Source organism: Flavobacterium chungangensis (genome assembly GCF_042654045.1).
Lineage (GTDB): Bacteria > Bacteroidota > Bacteroidia > Flavobacteriales > Flavobacteriaceae > Flavobacterium > Flavobacterium chungangensis.
The window spans coordinates 176,293-190,868 of record NZ_JBHSFY010000006.1; the positions used below are offsets into that span (position 1 = coordinate 176,293).

General features: G+C 33.8%; 14 protein-coding genes. 5 read left to right on the top strand and 9 right to left on the bottom strand.

Translation table 11 applies throughout. From position 1 onward, the window contains the following. Positions 1-11 precede the first annotated feature (11 nt). Complete coding sequence (locus tag ACFO3N_RS11715) at positions 12-608, top strand: SCO family protein (RefSeq protein ID WP_379797914.1); 597 nt, start codon at positions 12-14, stop codon at positions 606-608. 320 nt (positions 609-928) lie between these two features. On the opposite strand, the gene ACFO3N_RS11720 is transcribed toward ACFO3N_RS11715, so the two are convergent. From ACFO3N_RS11720 to ACFO3N_RS11740, 5 genes are all read right to left on the bottom strand, one after another. Next, positions 929-2,032 carry a hypothetical protein gene (locus ACFO3N_RS11720; protein ID WP_379797916.1) on the bottom strand — a complete coding sequence of 368 codons (1,104 nt, stop codon included), beginning with the start codon at positions 2,030-2,032 and terminating at the stop codon, positions 929-931. 391 nt (positions 2,033-2,423) lie between these two features. Then, entirely contained in the window at positions 2,424-3,155 is a 732-nt protein-coding gene (ric, locus tag ACFO3N_RS11725; RefSeq protein ID WP_379797918.1) for an iron-sulfur cluster repair di-iron protein, read from the bottom strand. 26 nt (positions 3,156-3,181) lie between these two features. Then, complete coding sequence (locus ACFO3N_RS11730) at positions 3,182-5,416, bottom strand: nitric-oxide reductase large subunit (RefSeq protein ID WP_379797920.1); 2,235 nt, start codon at positions 5,414-5,416, stop codon at positions 3,182-3,184. A gap of 98 nt (positions 5,417-5,514) precedes the next feature. Next, entirely contained in the window at positions 5,515-6,042 is a 528-nt protein-coding gene (gene azu, locus ACFO3N_RS11735) for an azurin (protein ID WP_095929953.1), read from the bottom strand. A gap of 20 nt (positions 6,043-6,062) precedes the next feature. Further along, entirely contained in the window at positions 6,063-6,512 is a 450-nt protein-coding gene (locus tag ACFO3N_RS11740; protein ID WP_250835402.1) for an RrF2 family transcriptional regulator, read from the bottom strand. A 200-nt stretch (positions 6,513-6,712) separates the two neighbouring features. Between ACFO3N_RS11740 and ACFO3N_RS11745 the strand changes: the two genes are divergently transcribed. Together ACFO3N_RS11745 and ACFO3N_RS11750 are read left to right on the top strand one after the other, a co-directional pair. After that, on the top strand, positions 6,713-7,492 hold the full coding sequence (locus tag ACFO3N_RS11745; RefSeq protein ID WP_379797922.1) for an NYN domain-containing protein: 780 nt from the start codon (positions 6,713-6,715) through the stop codon (positions 7,490-7,492). Positions 7,493-7,528: 36 nt separating this feature from the next. Beyond that, positions 7,529-9,043 (top strand): FMN-binding glutamate synthase family protein, encoded by a 1,515-nt coding sequence (locus ACFO3N_RS11750; protein WP_379797924.1) that lies wholly within the window; start codon positions 7,529-7,531, stop codon positions 9,041-9,043. A 46-nt stretch (positions 9,044-9,089) separates the two neighbouring features. On the opposite strand, the gene ACFO3N_RS11755 is transcribed toward ACFO3N_RS11750, so the two are convergent. The 3 genes from ACFO3N_RS11755 to ACFO3N_RS11765 form a co-directional block, all read right to left on the bottom strand. Next, positions 9,090-9,521 carry a hypothetical protein gene (locus ACFO3N_RS11755; protein WP_379797926.1) on the bottom strand — a complete coding sequence of 144 codons (432 nt, stop codon included), beginning with the start codon at positions 9,519-9,521 and terminating at the stop codon, positions 9,090-9,092. 264 nt (positions 9,522-9,785) lie between these two features. Beyond that, positions 9,786-10,193, bottom strand: a complete 408-nt coding sequence (locus ACFO3N_RS11760; RefSeq protein ID WP_379797928.1) for a hypothetical protein — start codon at positions 10,191-10,193, stop codon at positions 9,786-9,788. Positions 10,194-10,199: 6 nt separating this feature from the next. Continuing rightward, complete coding sequence (locus tag ACFO3N_RS11765; protein WP_379797930.1) at positions 10,200-11,378, bottom strand: glycoside hydrolase family 88 protein; 1,179 nt, start codon at positions 11,376-11,378, stop codon at positions 10,200-10,202. 285 nt (positions 11,379-11,663) lie between these two features. Here ACFO3N_RS11765 and ACFO3N_RS11770 point away from each other — a divergent pair, with 285 nt between their 5' ends. Beyond that, on the top strand, positions 11,664-12,014 hold the full coding sequence (locus tag ACFO3N_RS11770) for a ribosomal maturation YjgA family protein (RefSeq protein WP_379797932.1): 351 nt from the start codon (positions 11,664-11,666) through the stop codon (positions 12,012-12,014). Positions 12,015-12,026: 12 nt separating this feature from the next. On the opposite strand, the gene ACFO3N_RS11775 is transcribed toward ACFO3N_RS11770, so the two are convergent. Then, positions 12,027-13,805: an ABC transporter ATP-binding protein gene (locus ACFO3N_RS11775; RefSeq protein ID WP_379797934.1), complete on the bottom strand. Its 1,779-nt coding sequence runs from the start codon at positions 13,803-13,805 to the stop codon at positions 12,027-12,029. A 76-nt stretch (positions 13,806-13,881) separates the two neighbouring features. On the opposite strand from ACFO3N_RS11775, the gene ACFO3N_RS11780 reads away from it, so the two are divergent. Further along, entirely contained in the window at positions 13,882-14,460 is a 579-nt protein-coding gene (locus tag ACFO3N_RS11780) for a non-canonical purine NTP diphosphatase (RefSeq protein WP_379797936.1), read from the top strand. Positions 14,461-14,576: the final 116 nt, after the last annotated feature.

Genomic DNA, 14,576 nt, shown 5'->3' on the forward strand with positions numbered 1-14,576 from the left:
ATTAGTTCATAATGAAAAAAATAGCAGTTGCTTTTCTTCTTTTATTCTCGCTTTACAGTTGCAAAGAATCTGATAAAAAAGAAGTAAAAGCAGAAACAAAAAAGGAAATCAGCGATTTATCAATTTACAATCTGCCTTCTAAATGGACAACACAAGATGGAAAAGATATTGAATTAAAATCACTTAGAGGAAATGTTTTGGTAATGGTGATGATTTATACCAGTTGCAAATCGGCTTGCCCTAGATTAGTTGCCGATATGTGGGATATAGAATCAAAACTGGAGAAAAAGACAAAACAACATGTCAAATTGATTTTGATTAGTATTGATCCTAATACAGATACGCCCGAAAGATTAAAATCGTTTGCAATTGAAAATAAAATGAATCAAGATCCTTGGATTTTCCTTCGTTCAACTGAAGAAAACACTCGTGAATTTGCAGCAGTTTTAGCAGTAAATTACAAGAAAATTTCTCCAATAGATTTTTCTCATTCAAACATTATAAGTGTTTTTAATCCAGAAGGAGAATTGGTATTTCAACAGGAAGGTTTAGGCGTAAATAATGAAAAAACAATTGAAGCAATAAATCTAGAAGCTGGAAAGATATAGATATTTAAATAGGTTAATTAGTAGAAACAAGAGCAAGTTTAGAAATAAATTGACTCTTGTTTTTTTATTTATATAAAAAGCTAAATTAAGCTTCGGAGAAGCGAAATATTTTTAGAAAAATCTAAATCACCTACATAGAGAGCTCCAGCAGAGCGAAATATTTATTAGGTTAACAAATTATAACCTTAAATATGATTGTATAAATATGTCGCTCCGCTGGAGCTTTTTATCTTCGCCAAACGTTTTCTATAAATATTTCGCTTCTCCGAAGCTTTACAATATGCCATCCCTCTGCTATAAATATGCCTTCCCGTTGAGACTTAGCTACTATGGAAACATGATTTTCGTTTAATTATTGAACTCATTACTAAAACCAATCCCAAAACCAAAAGAATACTAAAAATCAAAATACTTTGAAAATATCCTGGAATACTTCCTTCTCCAAAAAAGAAAAACCAGCCTTGAAGAAATAGTAACACTTCTGTCAAAATATATCCCAAAATAAAAACCTTCACTCCTATTTTTAATAAGACAGAATTGGCAAAAAGCATTTTATTCTGAAGCAGAATTCCAAACAAAAATCCGGTTATGATTCCTAAAGTGGTTAAATGAATAAAACCAATTACAAAACTTCTGATTTGATGTGAAACTTCAGCTAAGTTTGGGAAAATAGTCAGCATTTGAATTCCAACTTTCAAAAACAAAGAACATAAAGCCAAACCATAAACTATTTTAGTAGTTTTGTCTAAAGTACTTTTGAAATGATTTATTTGCGGCTTAAGCATCTTATAGAAACAAACAAAAGCTCCCAGTTGAATCAAAACTCCCAAGCCATTGATATAACTCAAAATATCATTTTCTATGAACCAGCGAACTGGAAAACAAACTGTCAATAGCGTAGAAACAACCGTTAGAAAATAAAACTTCTTAAACTTTACCTCATCAATTTTATTTTGAAATTGTTTTAAAAACAAAGCTAAAATTGCCAGTATAAACCAGCCATTAAATTGAAAATGGAGAAAAAACTGAATCGCAATTTGATAAAAAGCGCTTTGTTTTCCTAACGTGCTTACAGCTGGTCCGAGGCACCAAACTCCGCAAGTAGATAAAATCATAAATAAAATCGAAACCAACAAAAGTCTTTGCGATGGCGATTTATCTTTTAATCTGTCTTTCCAAACCAAACGGCAAAAAACATAACTGAGTAAAATATGCATTGTCGAAAAAATAATGGAAAACAAAGCATAGCCCTGAATTGGAAAAGCGATCATCATTCCAATAACAGAAAATTCTGTCAGCCAAAATAAACGATTATAAATAGGTTTCTGCCTTTTTTCTTTCGGAATAAAAAAATGAACAATCAAAACATAAACGATCAAATAAACCCAGCCTAACATAGCAACATGCGAATGTGCATGAAGCAAAAAACTATAGTTTAAAAAATCTAAGGGAAAGAGATACATAAAGCGCATTAATAATCCGAAAACGCAAGCAATCAGAAAATTAAAAAAACAGCAAAGTATCCACGCTTTTTGAGAATTCATAGATTATATTTTATTTAAACACATAGAAACATAGATTTTAGATTTTCTACACAATCTTGTCATCCTGACGAAGGAAGGATCACACTAGAAATTCCGCAAAGTATTTCTTCAATCTTTGTCGATTTCCGAGTGTGATTTCTCGTTCCTCGAAATAACAAACGTTTCCGTAAAGCTCAGCAGCTAAAAATAACATTTCTTAAAATAAAAAACACCGATAATTATCATTTTAGAAGATTATTACCGATGTTTTCAAACTATTAAAATTAACCTTTTATTCTACTTCAACAAAGTCTTTTTCTAAAGCCACAGCTTTTGGGAATAAGATATTATTTTCCAAATGAATGTGTTTGTGCAAATCTGCTTCAAACTCTTTTAGCATTGCAAAAGTTACTCTGTAAGTTGTGCAAGCATCTGCTGGCGGAGTGTAATTATCTGTCAACGCAGCGATTTCTCTAAAACGCTCGCCTTCATTATCGTGTTCGTGCATCATCATCGCAATCGGATTTGAAACGGTTCCGAAAGAGGGCTGAGATAAAATTCCGTCAGATTCTTTGGTTTTTACCATTCGTTTTACAAAAGGAAATAAAACCAATTCTTCTTTTTTCATGTGCTGAGATAATTCGCCTGCACAGCCAATAAACAATTCGTTTATCTTAAATAATTCTGGATGATTTGCGCCGTGCACTTTGCATAATTTATCTAAAAACGGAAGCAAAACATTCGTTTTTTCTTCCACATAACGGTGATGCGTTTTCTCAATATAATCTGCCAATAAATCTAATGGCCATGAATTGAAATCAATACTTCCGTTATTTTCTGATTGTACAACTTGCAATACATTTTCCAATAAAGTATCGGCATCAATATTTTGTTTTTCGCAAACTTCAGCAACTGTTCGGTTTCCTTTGCAGCAAAAATCTATTCTATATTTTGAAAATACTGCAGCCGTTCTAAAATCCTCAGCTACAAACGATCCTATTGTTTTGTTTTTTAAATTTTCCATGATAATCTATATTATATTTGTGTGTTTTATTTTTTGTTTTTTAATGTCAGTTCGAATACAAACCAAGCCATTGTAATAAATCCGATTCCGAAAATAGAATCTCCAATAGCACGAAGCCATTTTAAAGTAATCATTGTTGGCTGCTGCATTAATTCTGATGAACGAGCGTACCACATTCCGTGATTGATGCTTTCAATTGCCTGCCAAACTCCAATTGGTAATAAGCTTAGAATTGCCATTAGGAATAAACCAATATTTAAAGACCAGAAAGTAATTTTTAACAGCTTATTATTCCAGCTTACATTTCGGTATAAACTTCTTAGTACAAAAAGCACCAGACCAATTCCCAGCATTCCGTAAACTCCAAACAATGCGGTATGTCCGTGTAAAGGCGTTGTATTTAAACCTTGAACATAGTACAATGCAATTGGCGGATTAATAATGAATCCGAAGATTCCGGCTCCAAGGAAATTCCAAAAGGCAACAGAAATCATGAAATAAATGGGCCATTTATAATCGGCAATCCATTGCGTTGATTTTGAGATTTTATAGTTTTGATATGCTTCAAACCCGATTAAAGTCAGCGGCACCACTTCTAAAGCACTGAATGTTGCTCCCAAAGCCATAATTGCAGTTGGCGTACCTGAGAAATATAAGTGATGGAATGTTCCTAAAATACCTCCAGACATGAAAATAATGGTTGCAAAAAGAACATTTAGTGTTGCCGTTTTCGTTTTTAATAATCCCAAACGAACAAACAAGAATGCAATTACAACGGTAGCAAACACTTCAAAGAATCCTTCAACCCAAAGGTGAACTACCCACCATCTCCAATATTCAGCAATAGCTAAATTGGTCTGTCTTCCCCACATTAGTCCTGCTCCGTAGAACATGGCAATTGCAGTACAAGAAACTAAGAACAATATGATTAGGTTTTTCTCTTCTGTTTTTTTCTTTAAAACTGGAAGTAACGGACGAATCATTAAAGCCAGCCATAAAAACAATCCAACCAAAAGAAAAATCTGCCAGAAACGGCCTAAGTCAACGTATTCGTAACCTTGATGTCCGAACCAGAAATTCTGAACCAAATTCAGTTTTTGCATCACACCAAACCATTGTCCAACCATTGAGCCTAAAACAATAATCAAAAGCGCAATAAACAGAAAGTTGATACCAAAACACTGAAATTTAGGATCTTTACCCGAAACTGCTGGAGCAATATATAGTCCTGTTGCCAGCCAAGCCGTTGCGATCCAGAAAATAGCCAATTGTGTGTGCCATGTACGCGTTACAGCATAAGGCAGAATTTTGTCAATTGGAATTCCGTATAAACCATTTCCTTCCACTCCGTAGTGAGCAGTAATAATTCCGAAAACCATTTGTAAAACCATCAGCAGACTCACAATCCAGAAATATTTGGTTACCAATCCCATAGATTTCGTCTTGCCCTGCTTGATAAGCGGATCTTCTTTTGGCAGCGGAAATTCTTCCTCTTCGCCAGATTTTGCATGATAGAAAACTAAGATTCCCACACTTAAAATCAATAAAATAATACTTACTCCAGACCAAGCTAAAAGCTCTGTAGTAGCGGTATTTCCAACCAATTCATCTGACGGCCAGTTGTGTGTATACGAAATATCTCCATCAGGACGGTTGGTAACGGTTGCCCAAGTTGCCCAGAAGAAAAAAGCATTCATTTTATGCATTCTCTCCACATCTTTAATAGAGTTTTTCGGAATCGCATATTCTTCTCTCAACTTATCAAATTGAGGATCATTTGTAAAAAGACCTTTATAATACTCGCTTAAATACTCAATCGCAGCCAAACGGTTTTCAGAAATGGTAAGCACTCCTGTTTCAGCATCATATGTATTGGTTCTTAAATCTTTTTGAAGACGAACCTTTAGAGCCGATTGCTTTTCGGCATCTAATTCATCATATTTTTGATTAAAATCTTTCTTTGCATAGATATTCAATATAAAAACAGCCTCTCTATGAAGCCAATCTGCGGTCCAGTCTGGGGCCACATAGGCGCCGTGTCCCCAGATAGATCCCACTTCCTGGCCACCTATACTTTGCCAGATATTTTGTCCGTCTTTAATTTCGCTTTCGCTAAAGACAGCTTTACCAGAATCGGTTACTATTTCTTTTGGAACCGGCGGTGCCTGCTGATAAATCTCGTAACCATAATAACCAAGCACGGCAAATGATATACTCATTACCAATGCAAAAACTATCCATAATTTTTTTTCTCTTTTCATTTCTCTTGGGGGAAATTGATCAATAAAAGACAAAATTATCTTTTATTTGTTTTTAAAAAAACTCCAAACCTATTTACAGCATTTGGAGTTTATGTTATTTACTCAACAATTAATACACCTTTCATCATAGCCACGTGGCCAGGGAAAGAACAAATAAATGGGTATGATCCTTTTTTATCAATTGTAAACTCGATTGTGTCTTCTTCTCCACCACCAATTAATTTAGTGTGTGCAATAATTGAAGCTTTTTCAGATTCCGGAATATAATCAGTTGCTTTGGCATCATTAGCTTTTAAAGCAAAAGCAGCTTGATCTGTTCCTTCTTGTAAAATCACTAAATTGTGTCCCATTGCTTCTTTCGGAATTTTACCAACATGCTTCAAAGTCAATTTGATTGGTTTTCCAGCAACAGCTTTCAATTCACTTGTATTAAACTGCATTTGGTCATTTCCTTCAATAACTAAAACATTTTCCTCTGTCGGAGCAGCTGTTGGAGCTGGTTCACCTTCAGTAGACGTTTCAGTTGTTTCTGTTGATTCAGCTGGAGCTGTTTCTTTTTTACCACAAGAAGTAACCGCTAAAAATCCCATTAGGATTAATACTGAAATTTTGGTTTTTGTATTCATTTTTAAGATATTTAATAATATTAATTGTTCGCATTTGTCGCTTTGAGAAAGAAATCTCCCGATTTTACATCAGAAGCTAGCTGTTCTAAAGTTGTATTTTTAAGCATTTCTAACAGCAGTCCTCGTATTTTCTTGAACTCGTGATGAACCGGACAAGGATGTTCTTCTGAGCATTCTTTTAATCCAATTCCGCAGCCGCTGTAAATTTTGTTTCCATCAATAGCATCTACAATCTGAATTAATTTAATCGATTTTGCTGCCTCTGGCGAAACTTCAAATCCGCCTCCTACTCCTTTTGTCGAATTAATTATGCCATTTTTGGTTAAAATCTGCATAATCTTGGCTGTAAAGGGTTCTGGCGAATCAATCTCTTTCGCTACGTCTTTTATTCCAACTCTAATCCCTTTAGAAGATTTGGTTGCTATAAATATTGAAGCCCTTATTCCATATTCACACGCTTTTGAAAACATACATACTTAATTAATTCCTGACAAAGATAGAAAGGTTTTACATAAAAGACAAATTTATCTTTAATTAATTTCCCACGTATTAAATATTATTTATAATGAAACTAATTAGTACTAATAATTACACATATTCATCATTGAATTCTTATAAAACCCAATTTTAATTTTAACTTTGAGAGTACTAAATTTTAAATATTTAACAAATGCCTTTAAGCAATTCAAAAGATTTAAAACTGGCTGTCCTTATTGATGCAGACAACGTGCCATACAGCAATGTAAAAGGCATGATGGAAGAAATTGCAAAATTGGGAACACCCACTACGAAAAGGATTTATGCCGACTGGACAAAACCTAATGCAAATGGCTGGAAAGGCGTTTTATTAGAACATGCTATTACTCCTATTCAACAATATAGTTATACCGTTGGAAAAAATTCATCAGATTCTGCTTTAATTATTGATGCAATGGATTTGCTTTATTCTGGAAAACTAGATGGTTTTTGCATTGTTTCTAGCGACAGCGATTTTACGCGTCTTGCCGTGAGACTTCGTGAATCGGGTATGAAAGTAATTGGTATAGGCGAAAAGAAGACACCAAGTTCGTTTATTGTTGCCTGCGACCGATTTATTTACATTGAAGTTTTGGATGGCGCCATTCAAAAGAAAAAACCTAAAACAGCTGCTGCCGATACCAAAAAACCAATTGAAAAACCGGCTGAAAAAGCACTTCATAAAATTGACAAACAGACTATTGAACTGATTGAAGCTACCATTGAAGACATTGAAGATGATGATGGCTGGGCATTTTTAGGAGATGTCGGAAATCTGATTGTGAAGAAAAAACCGGAATTTGACCCTCGAAATTATGGCTTTTCTAAACTAACGCCAATGCTTAAATCATTAACTGATATTTTGGAAATTGACGAAAGAGAATCAGACAAAAAAGGAATCAAACACGTTTATGTACGTTTAAGATTCAACTAATTATCGCATTTATTACCTATTTAATTTTTTAAAAACATGAGAAAAAAATTCTTTATTTACGGATTCTTATTGTTTCTAATTGTTGCTGCAATTTATTATTACACTGGACGAGGTTATTTACTCGTATTTATTATTCCGCTTTTGCTAATTGTCGGAGCTTACAATGCCTCTCAGGAAAAACACGCCATTTTAAGAAACTTTCCTGTTCTGGGTTATTTCAGATATTTATTTGAAATGATCGCGCCTGAGATTCAGCAATATTTTATTGAAAGATCTACAGACGGAAAACCTTTTTCTAGAAACCAGCGTTCATTGGTATATCAAAGAGCTAAGAACATTGATTCGAGTACGCCTTTTGGGACTCAATTAAACTTAAATACCGAAAACTATGAAGGAATTAAGCATTCTATTTTTCCAGCAAAAGTAAATGAAGAATTACCTCGCGTTTTAGTTGGCGGAAAAGATTGCAAACAGCCTTATTCTGCTTCTTTATTTAATGTTTCCGCAATGAGTTTTGGTTCGTTGAGCGAACATGCAGTTCGCGCCATCAATATTGGAGCAAAAAAGGGAAATTTCTATCAAAATACCGGAGAAGGCGGATTAACTGAATTTCACCTTGAAGGTGGCGGAGATATTACCTGGCAGATTGGAACAGGTTATTTTGGCTGTCGAGATGCCGAAGGTAATTTCAGTCCCGAAAACTTCTCAGAAAAAGCAAATCTTCCAAACGTAAAAATGATTGAGATTAAGCTTTCTCAAGGTGCAAAACCAGGTCACGGAGGTGTTCTTCCAGCTAAGAAAAACACCGAACAGATTGCTAAAATTAGAGGTGTTGTTCCGCACACCATGATTCTTTCTCCTCCTGGACATCATGCTTTTTCTGATGCTAACGGACTAATTCAGTTTATCAAACAATTACGCGATCTATCTAATGGCAAACCAATCGGCTTTAAATTATGTATTGGAAACACAGCCGAATTTGAAGCTATATGCCAGGAAATGATCAATGAAGATACCTATCCAGATTTTATAACTGTTGACGGTGCAGAAGGCGGAACGGGTGCTGCCCCACTTGAGTTTGCAGATGGTGTCGGAATGCCTTTTGAACCTGCATTAATTTTTGTGAATAAAACTTTGGTGCGCTTAGGTATACGCGATAAAATGCGCATTATTGGAAGCGGAAAAATTATTTCTGGATATTCTATTTTACACGCGATTGCTTTGGGTGCAGATATGTGTAACAGTGCGAGAGGATTTATGTTTTCGTTAGGCTGTATTCAGGCTCTACGCTGTCATAATAACGAATGCCCAACAGGAGTGGCAACTCAAAATAAAATGTTGATGAAAGGTTTGGTTGTTACAGATAAATCGGAAAGGGTATTTCACTTTCATAAAAATACACTTCATTCTGCAAATGAACTTTTAGCTGCTGCCGGAAAAACGTCATTTGCTGATGTTGACATCAACATTTTTATGCGTGGAGATGAGTTTACCAATTTATCTGAACTCTATTTCCCTGATAATTTGAAAAACGTTACTCAATTCTCATAAAAAAAATCCTCTTCAATTGAAGAGGATTTTTTCTATATTATTTGGGCTATAATTTCGCTGTTTCTTTACCTGCGCTTGTATTTCCTTCTAAAGCCGCTAATTCTTCTTGGTCTACCACTTCTTGAGCCAAAATAGCATTATTATAAGCTAAGAAATAGACGTCGAACTTTACTCCTTCAGCAATAAGAGAAGATGAAATTTGGTCGTTCTTGATCATCTCTTTTAATAAATCTGGAAAAGATTCTTTGTAAGCTAATTTGTTTGCATCGTTTTCCTCTAAATTGGTTTCAATCCTAATTTCGATTTTATTATCATTTAGAAAAGCTTTTGCCGATGTGCTCGTAATTCCACTTCCCTTTATAGAAGAGGAATTATTGTAATTACTTACATGTTCCTGAATTTTCTGCTTGGTATTTTTACAGCTTACTAAAAATAATGCAAAAGCAATTGCAAATGCGATTTGGGTAATTTTTTTCATAATTTTTTGGTTTAATAGTTATTTTTTAACTCAAACATAATTAATTTATAACATAAAACCAATATGAATTTATAAAAAAAGACACATGTAATTCTTTGAATGCAAACCGTTTATACTAGTAAAACGCCAATATTTGTAAGAATGAAAAAGCTATTTTAAATTTTAATTTTTAGCTGTAAATACAAAAAGTCTCTTTAAATAAACTTTAAAGAGACTTTCAATATGTAAGAATTTAAAAATATTTTATTTTTTTTAATCGATCTATTATTTCAAAATATATTTAAGAGATTCTCCTGTGAGCACCTCTTTATCTAAAACAGTATTATCATTTGCTAAAAAGTAAACATCAAATTGAACCCCTTCTTCTATTAATTGCCTTGGAATCTGATCTTTTTCAATCATTGATCTTATCAACCTTACAAATGATATAGAAGAAGCTAATTTATTGCCTTCATTTTGGTCTAAGCCCGTTTCAAATCGCAATTCAATTTTATTATCATTAATGTAACCTCTTGCTGTTGTAAGCGTTACATTTTCGGCTCTAAAACTTGGAGCAATGCTTTTGTTGTAAGTAACAACATATTCTTGAAGTTTCTGTTTGGTATTTTTACAGCTCACAAGTGTCAATACCATCATTATTGCAAAGGCAATCTGGCTTATTTTCTTTAGCATAATTTTCTATTTTAGTTTCTGAAGTCTTAATAATGCCTCAAGATAGTAATAATCTGCGTAATTTATAGAACAATCTATCTCACTGTTTGCCGGTTTATGGCCAGTCGAATGCAGTAAAAATGCCGAATTGACATCATGACTCTGATAATCGTTTGAAAGTGAAACAATCATCTTTTTAGCTTTTGTCAAATATTCAGCTTTTAAATTCTTGTCTTTGGTGTACGAACTTAATTCTAAAAGTGCAGACGAAACAATGGCGGCTGCCGAAGCATCACGAGGTTCGTTAGGAATATTTGGCGCATTAAAATCCCAATACGGAACTAAATCTTCTGTAGTTAATTTATCCAGATAAACACGGGCTAATTTATGGGCAAAATCCAAAAACTTAACGTCTTTTGTTTCCCTGTAAGTCATTGTAAAACCGTAAATCGCCCAAGCCTGACCACGCGCCCACATACTGTCATCACTATATCCTTGTGCCGTTCTTCCTTTTATTTTTTTTCCAGTTTCGAAATCATAGATTATAACATGATAAGAAGTGTTATCTGGTCTAAAATGATTGGCCATTGTGGTTTCGGCATGTTTAACTGCTATATCGTATAATTTTTTACTTCCTCCATTTTTTGAAGCCCAAAACAAAAGCTCCAAATTCATCATATTATCAATAATTGTATTATGCCCTCCCATTTTGTTATGAGGCCAAGATTGAATGGTTCCCACTTTCGGATTAAAAAGCGTTGCCAATGTATCGGCAGTTCTTAAAATAATTTGCTTGTATTCTGGATTTTTAGTCAATCTATATCCGTTTCCAAAACTATTAAAAACCTGAAAGCCCAAATCATGATCACCTGCTTTGCTCACAGATAATGGTGTTAAAAAACGACTGAATTTATCGGCTTCTTTTTCCCATTTTTTATCTTTAGTTGCTTCATACAAAAACCATAATTCTCCAGGCCAGAATCCGCTTGTCCAGTCTTTATATCCAACAAATTTCCATTCTTTGCTTCCGTTTGGAACTGTTCGCGGAGAAGTCCCGTCGTCTGGAATTACTTTTAAAGTTTTTGAAGCTTGCTCTGCGCAATAATCTAACTGTTTTTTAATATTAAATGTTTTGTCTTTCTGAGAATAACCTTGATTTCCTAGAAGAAACAAAGCTGCAATCAGAGTAAAAAATTTTGCATTCATGTGGTTGATAGTTTGTTTAATCGATAAATTTAGGAAATAAAATGAATCTAATTGGGGTTTGTATTTTTTGTTACCTAAAAATGGATTATTAAGCACCTTTTTAAGGGATAAGATTTAGTTTGTCATTCCGAGGAACGAGGAATCGCACTCGCAGATCGACAAAGATTGGCGAATTACTTTGCGGAATTTCTCGTGTGATTCCTCGTTCCTCGGAATGACAAAACATCTCGTAATTTCTTTAAAAAATTTACTCTAAATTTGCTTTAACTAAAACCCAATCTCAACTTGAACAAAACCAGAATCAACTATTTCGCAGTTTTTCTAAGCATCATTTTCCTTGGAATCCTTTCAAGAAAAATCTCTTTTATCCCCTTATGGATTGGTGATTTTCTATACGCTGTCATGATTTATTTTCTGGTTCGGATATTTCTTCCTTTCAAAAATGCTTTCGCAATTGGGTGTCTTTCTCTATTGATTTGTTATGGAATTGAATTTCTACAATTATATCAAGCCGATTGGATTGTAGCACTTAGAAAAACACTTTTTGGAAGATATGTTTTAGGCCAGGGATTTCTTTGGGAAGATATTCTGGCTTATACTTTTGGAATTTTTGTAGTTTTTGCTTTTGAAAAATAACTTTGAATTATTTCAATCAAAAGTCTGTGTAATTTTTTCGATGTTTAAACTGTTCGCCATTGCCATGAATATTTGATGATACGTTCCTTTATTATCATACAACTCATCGTGAGTTCCTTTTTCGACACATCTTCCTTTTTCTAAAACGATAATATTAGAAGCGTCGATAATTTGAGAAATACTGTGCGATATTATAATTACGGTTCTATCTTTTTTGATAGCATCGAGAGACTTTTTAATTTGTTCTGTTGCAATGGCATCCAAACTTGCTGTTGGTTCATCAAGGAAAATGATTGGCGGATTTTTCAGAAACAATCTAGCAATCGCAATACGCTGTTGTTGCCCGCCTGAAAGTAAATGCGCATCAGAATCGTAACCTTTTGGCAATTGAATAACTTGCTCGTGAATATAGGCTTGCTTTGCAGCTTCGATCACTTCCTCTTTTGATGCTTCAGGTTTTCCGTATAAAATATTCTCTAAAATTGTGCCTTTAAAAATGTGATTTTTCTGAAGCACCAAACCAATATTTTTGCGCAGAAAATCGGTATTGTATTCAACCAAATCCACTCCATCCAAAAATATCTGACCAGTTGAAGGCAAGTAAAATTTATCCAATAAATTAATAATGGTACTTTTTCCAGCTCCGCTTAATCCGACCAAAGCAGTGGTTTCATTTGGTTTTACTGTAAAATTAATATCATAAAGTGCCTGAGTTCCGTTTGGATATACAAAATCTACATTTTTCACTTCTATTAATCCAACAATTTTTTCTGGGATATAACTACCGCTAGTTTCTGTCTCATGCTCTGCTTCTAAAATATCAAAGAATCCTTCAGAATAAATTAATGCATCGTTTACCTCGTCATAAATTCGGTGTAATTGTCTAATTGGCGATGAAACATTATTAAAGAGCATAATATGAAACATAATCGCACCAATTGTCATTTGATTATTCAAAACAAAATAAGCCGTTAGAATAATTATAATTACTACTCCTATCTGTTCAACAAAGCTTTTAATACTTTCAAAAATAAAACTGGTTTTTCGGGTTTGCAGCTGATTTTCGGTCATTTCAAACTGAATCTTTTCATGACGATCGGCTTCTGTAGATTCACGCACAAAAGACTTAATTACTGTTATCGATTCAATTAAACTGATGATTCCGTTGTTTTTAGTTTCGCGATACTTACGCATTCTTCGTCGGAATCCGCTCAATCTCGTTGCCTGCAATTGACTGATGTAAAAATAAATTGGCACAATACATAAACTTACCAAACCCACATAAACATTGGCATAAAACATAATTACCAAAGCCACAAAAGCATTAGCAAATAATGGCAGAATATCAATAAAGAAATTTTGCACCAATCTGGTTAAACTGCTAATTCCGGCATCAATTCTAGTCTGAAGTTTCCCGCTTTCATTTTCATCAGAAGTATAAAACTCCATTCTGTAACTTAGAATTTTTTCTACTATGGTTTGAGAAATATCACGCGTAATAAAAATGCGGAGTTTTTCTCCGTAGAATTTCTGTCCAAATTGAACTACCGAATTTACCAATTCTTTAGTTAATAATACAATACTAATTATACCAAGCAAATGAAATCCTTTGGATAATGGTTCGTGTGCGACCATCAAATTATTTATAGTATCGACAGTATACTTTAAAATTACAGCATTTACCTGCGCTGCAAACGAACCCAAGAAAGTTAACAGTAAAGTTGCAATTACCATTTTTCTGTACGGCTTTACAAAAGGCAGGATTTTTTTATAAAGTACTGATAATTGCATTTATTTGAATTTTAGCTAACATATCAAATATAAGAATTCTAAATTTGTGTTGAAAATCATTTAAACACATAATGCTATGAAACTCGTTTTCGCTTCAAACAACAAAAATAAAATCGCCGAAATTCAAAGTATGCTTCCAGAAAGCATCAAAATATTAAGTTTAGAAGAGATTAATTGTTTAGAGGACATTCCAGAAACGGCAGATACCATTGAAGGAAATGCGATTTTAAAAGCAGATTATGTAACCCAGAAATATGGTTATGATTGTTTTGCAGATGATACAGGTCTAGAAGTAAATGCTTTAAATGGAGAACCTGGAGTATATTCTGCACGATATGCAGGCGAGCAAAAAAATGCAGACGACAACATGAACAAGCTTTTAGATGCTTTAAAGAATGAAGAAAATCGTGATGCACAGTTCAAAACTGTTATAACTTTAAACCTAAATGGAAAGCAATATTTGTTTACTGGGATTGCAAAAGGAGAAATTACAGAAACCAAAACTGGTACAAATGGTTTTGGATACGACCCAATTTTCAAACCTGAAAATTTTGACAAAACCTTTGCAGAACTGCCGTTGGAAGTAAAAAACACCATTGGACATCGCGGAAAAGCAGTTCAGCAACTAATTGATTTCCTGACTACCACAAAATAATTGTTTCAAATACAACATTTTAAAGCTCAAATTTTACATTTTCAGACGTGTTTTTGGGGCAAATTCTAGATTTTTTGTAAAAAATCATTTTACCAAAATCGTAACTTTTTGATAAT

Bases quoted from the DNA above. Each gene is read 5' to 3' on its own strand.
- ACFO3N_RS11760 (WP_379797928.1), bottom strand. From the start codon at position 10,193: ATGCTAAAGAAAATAAGCCAGATTGCCTTTGCAATAATGATGGTATTG.
- ACFO3N_RS11775 (WP_379797934.1), bottom strand. From the start codon at position 13,805: ATGCAATTATCAGTACTTTATAAAAAAATCCTGCCTTTTGTAAAGCCG.
- ACFO3N_RS11780 (WP_379797936.1), top strand. From the start codon at position 13,882: ATGAAACTCGTTTTCGCTTCAAACAACAAAAATAAAATCGCCGAAATT.
- ACFO3N_RS11715 (WP_379797914.1), top strand. From the start codon at position 12: ATGAAAAAAATAGCAGTTGCTTTTCTTCTTTTATTCTCGCTTTACAGT.
- ACFO3N_RS11765 (WP_379797930.1), bottom strand. From the start codon at position 11,378: ATGAATGCAAAATTTTTTACTCTGATTGCAGCTTTGTTTCTTCTAGGA.
- ACFO3N_RS11730 (WP_379797920.1), bottom strand. From the start codon at position 5,416: ATGAAAAGAGAAAAAAAATTATGGATAGTTTTTGCATTGGTAATGAGT.
- ric (WP_379797918.1), bottom strand. From the start codon at position 3,155: ATGGAAAATTTAAAAAACAAAACAATAGGATCGTTTGTAGCTGAGGAT.
- ACFO3N_RS11750 (WP_379797924.1), top strand. From the start codon at position 7,529: ATGAGAAAAAAATTCTTTATTTACGGATTCTTATTGTTTCTAATTGTT.
- ACFO3N_RS11740 (WP_250835402.1), bottom strand. From the start codon at position 6,512: ATGTTTTCAAAAGCGTGTGAATATGGAATAAGGGCTTCAATATTTATA.
- ACFO3N_RS11755 (WP_379797926.1), bottom strand. From the start codon at position 9,521: ATGAAAAAAATTACCCAAATCGCATTTGCAATTGCTTTTGCATTATTT.
- ACFO3N_RS11745 (WP_379797922.1), top strand. From the start codon at position 6,713: ATGCCTTTAAGCAATTCAAAAGATTTAAAACTGGCTGTCCTTATTGAT.
- azu (WP_095929953.1), bottom strand. From the start codon at position 6,042: ATGAATACAAAAACCAAAATTTCAGTATTAATCCTAATGGGATTTTTA.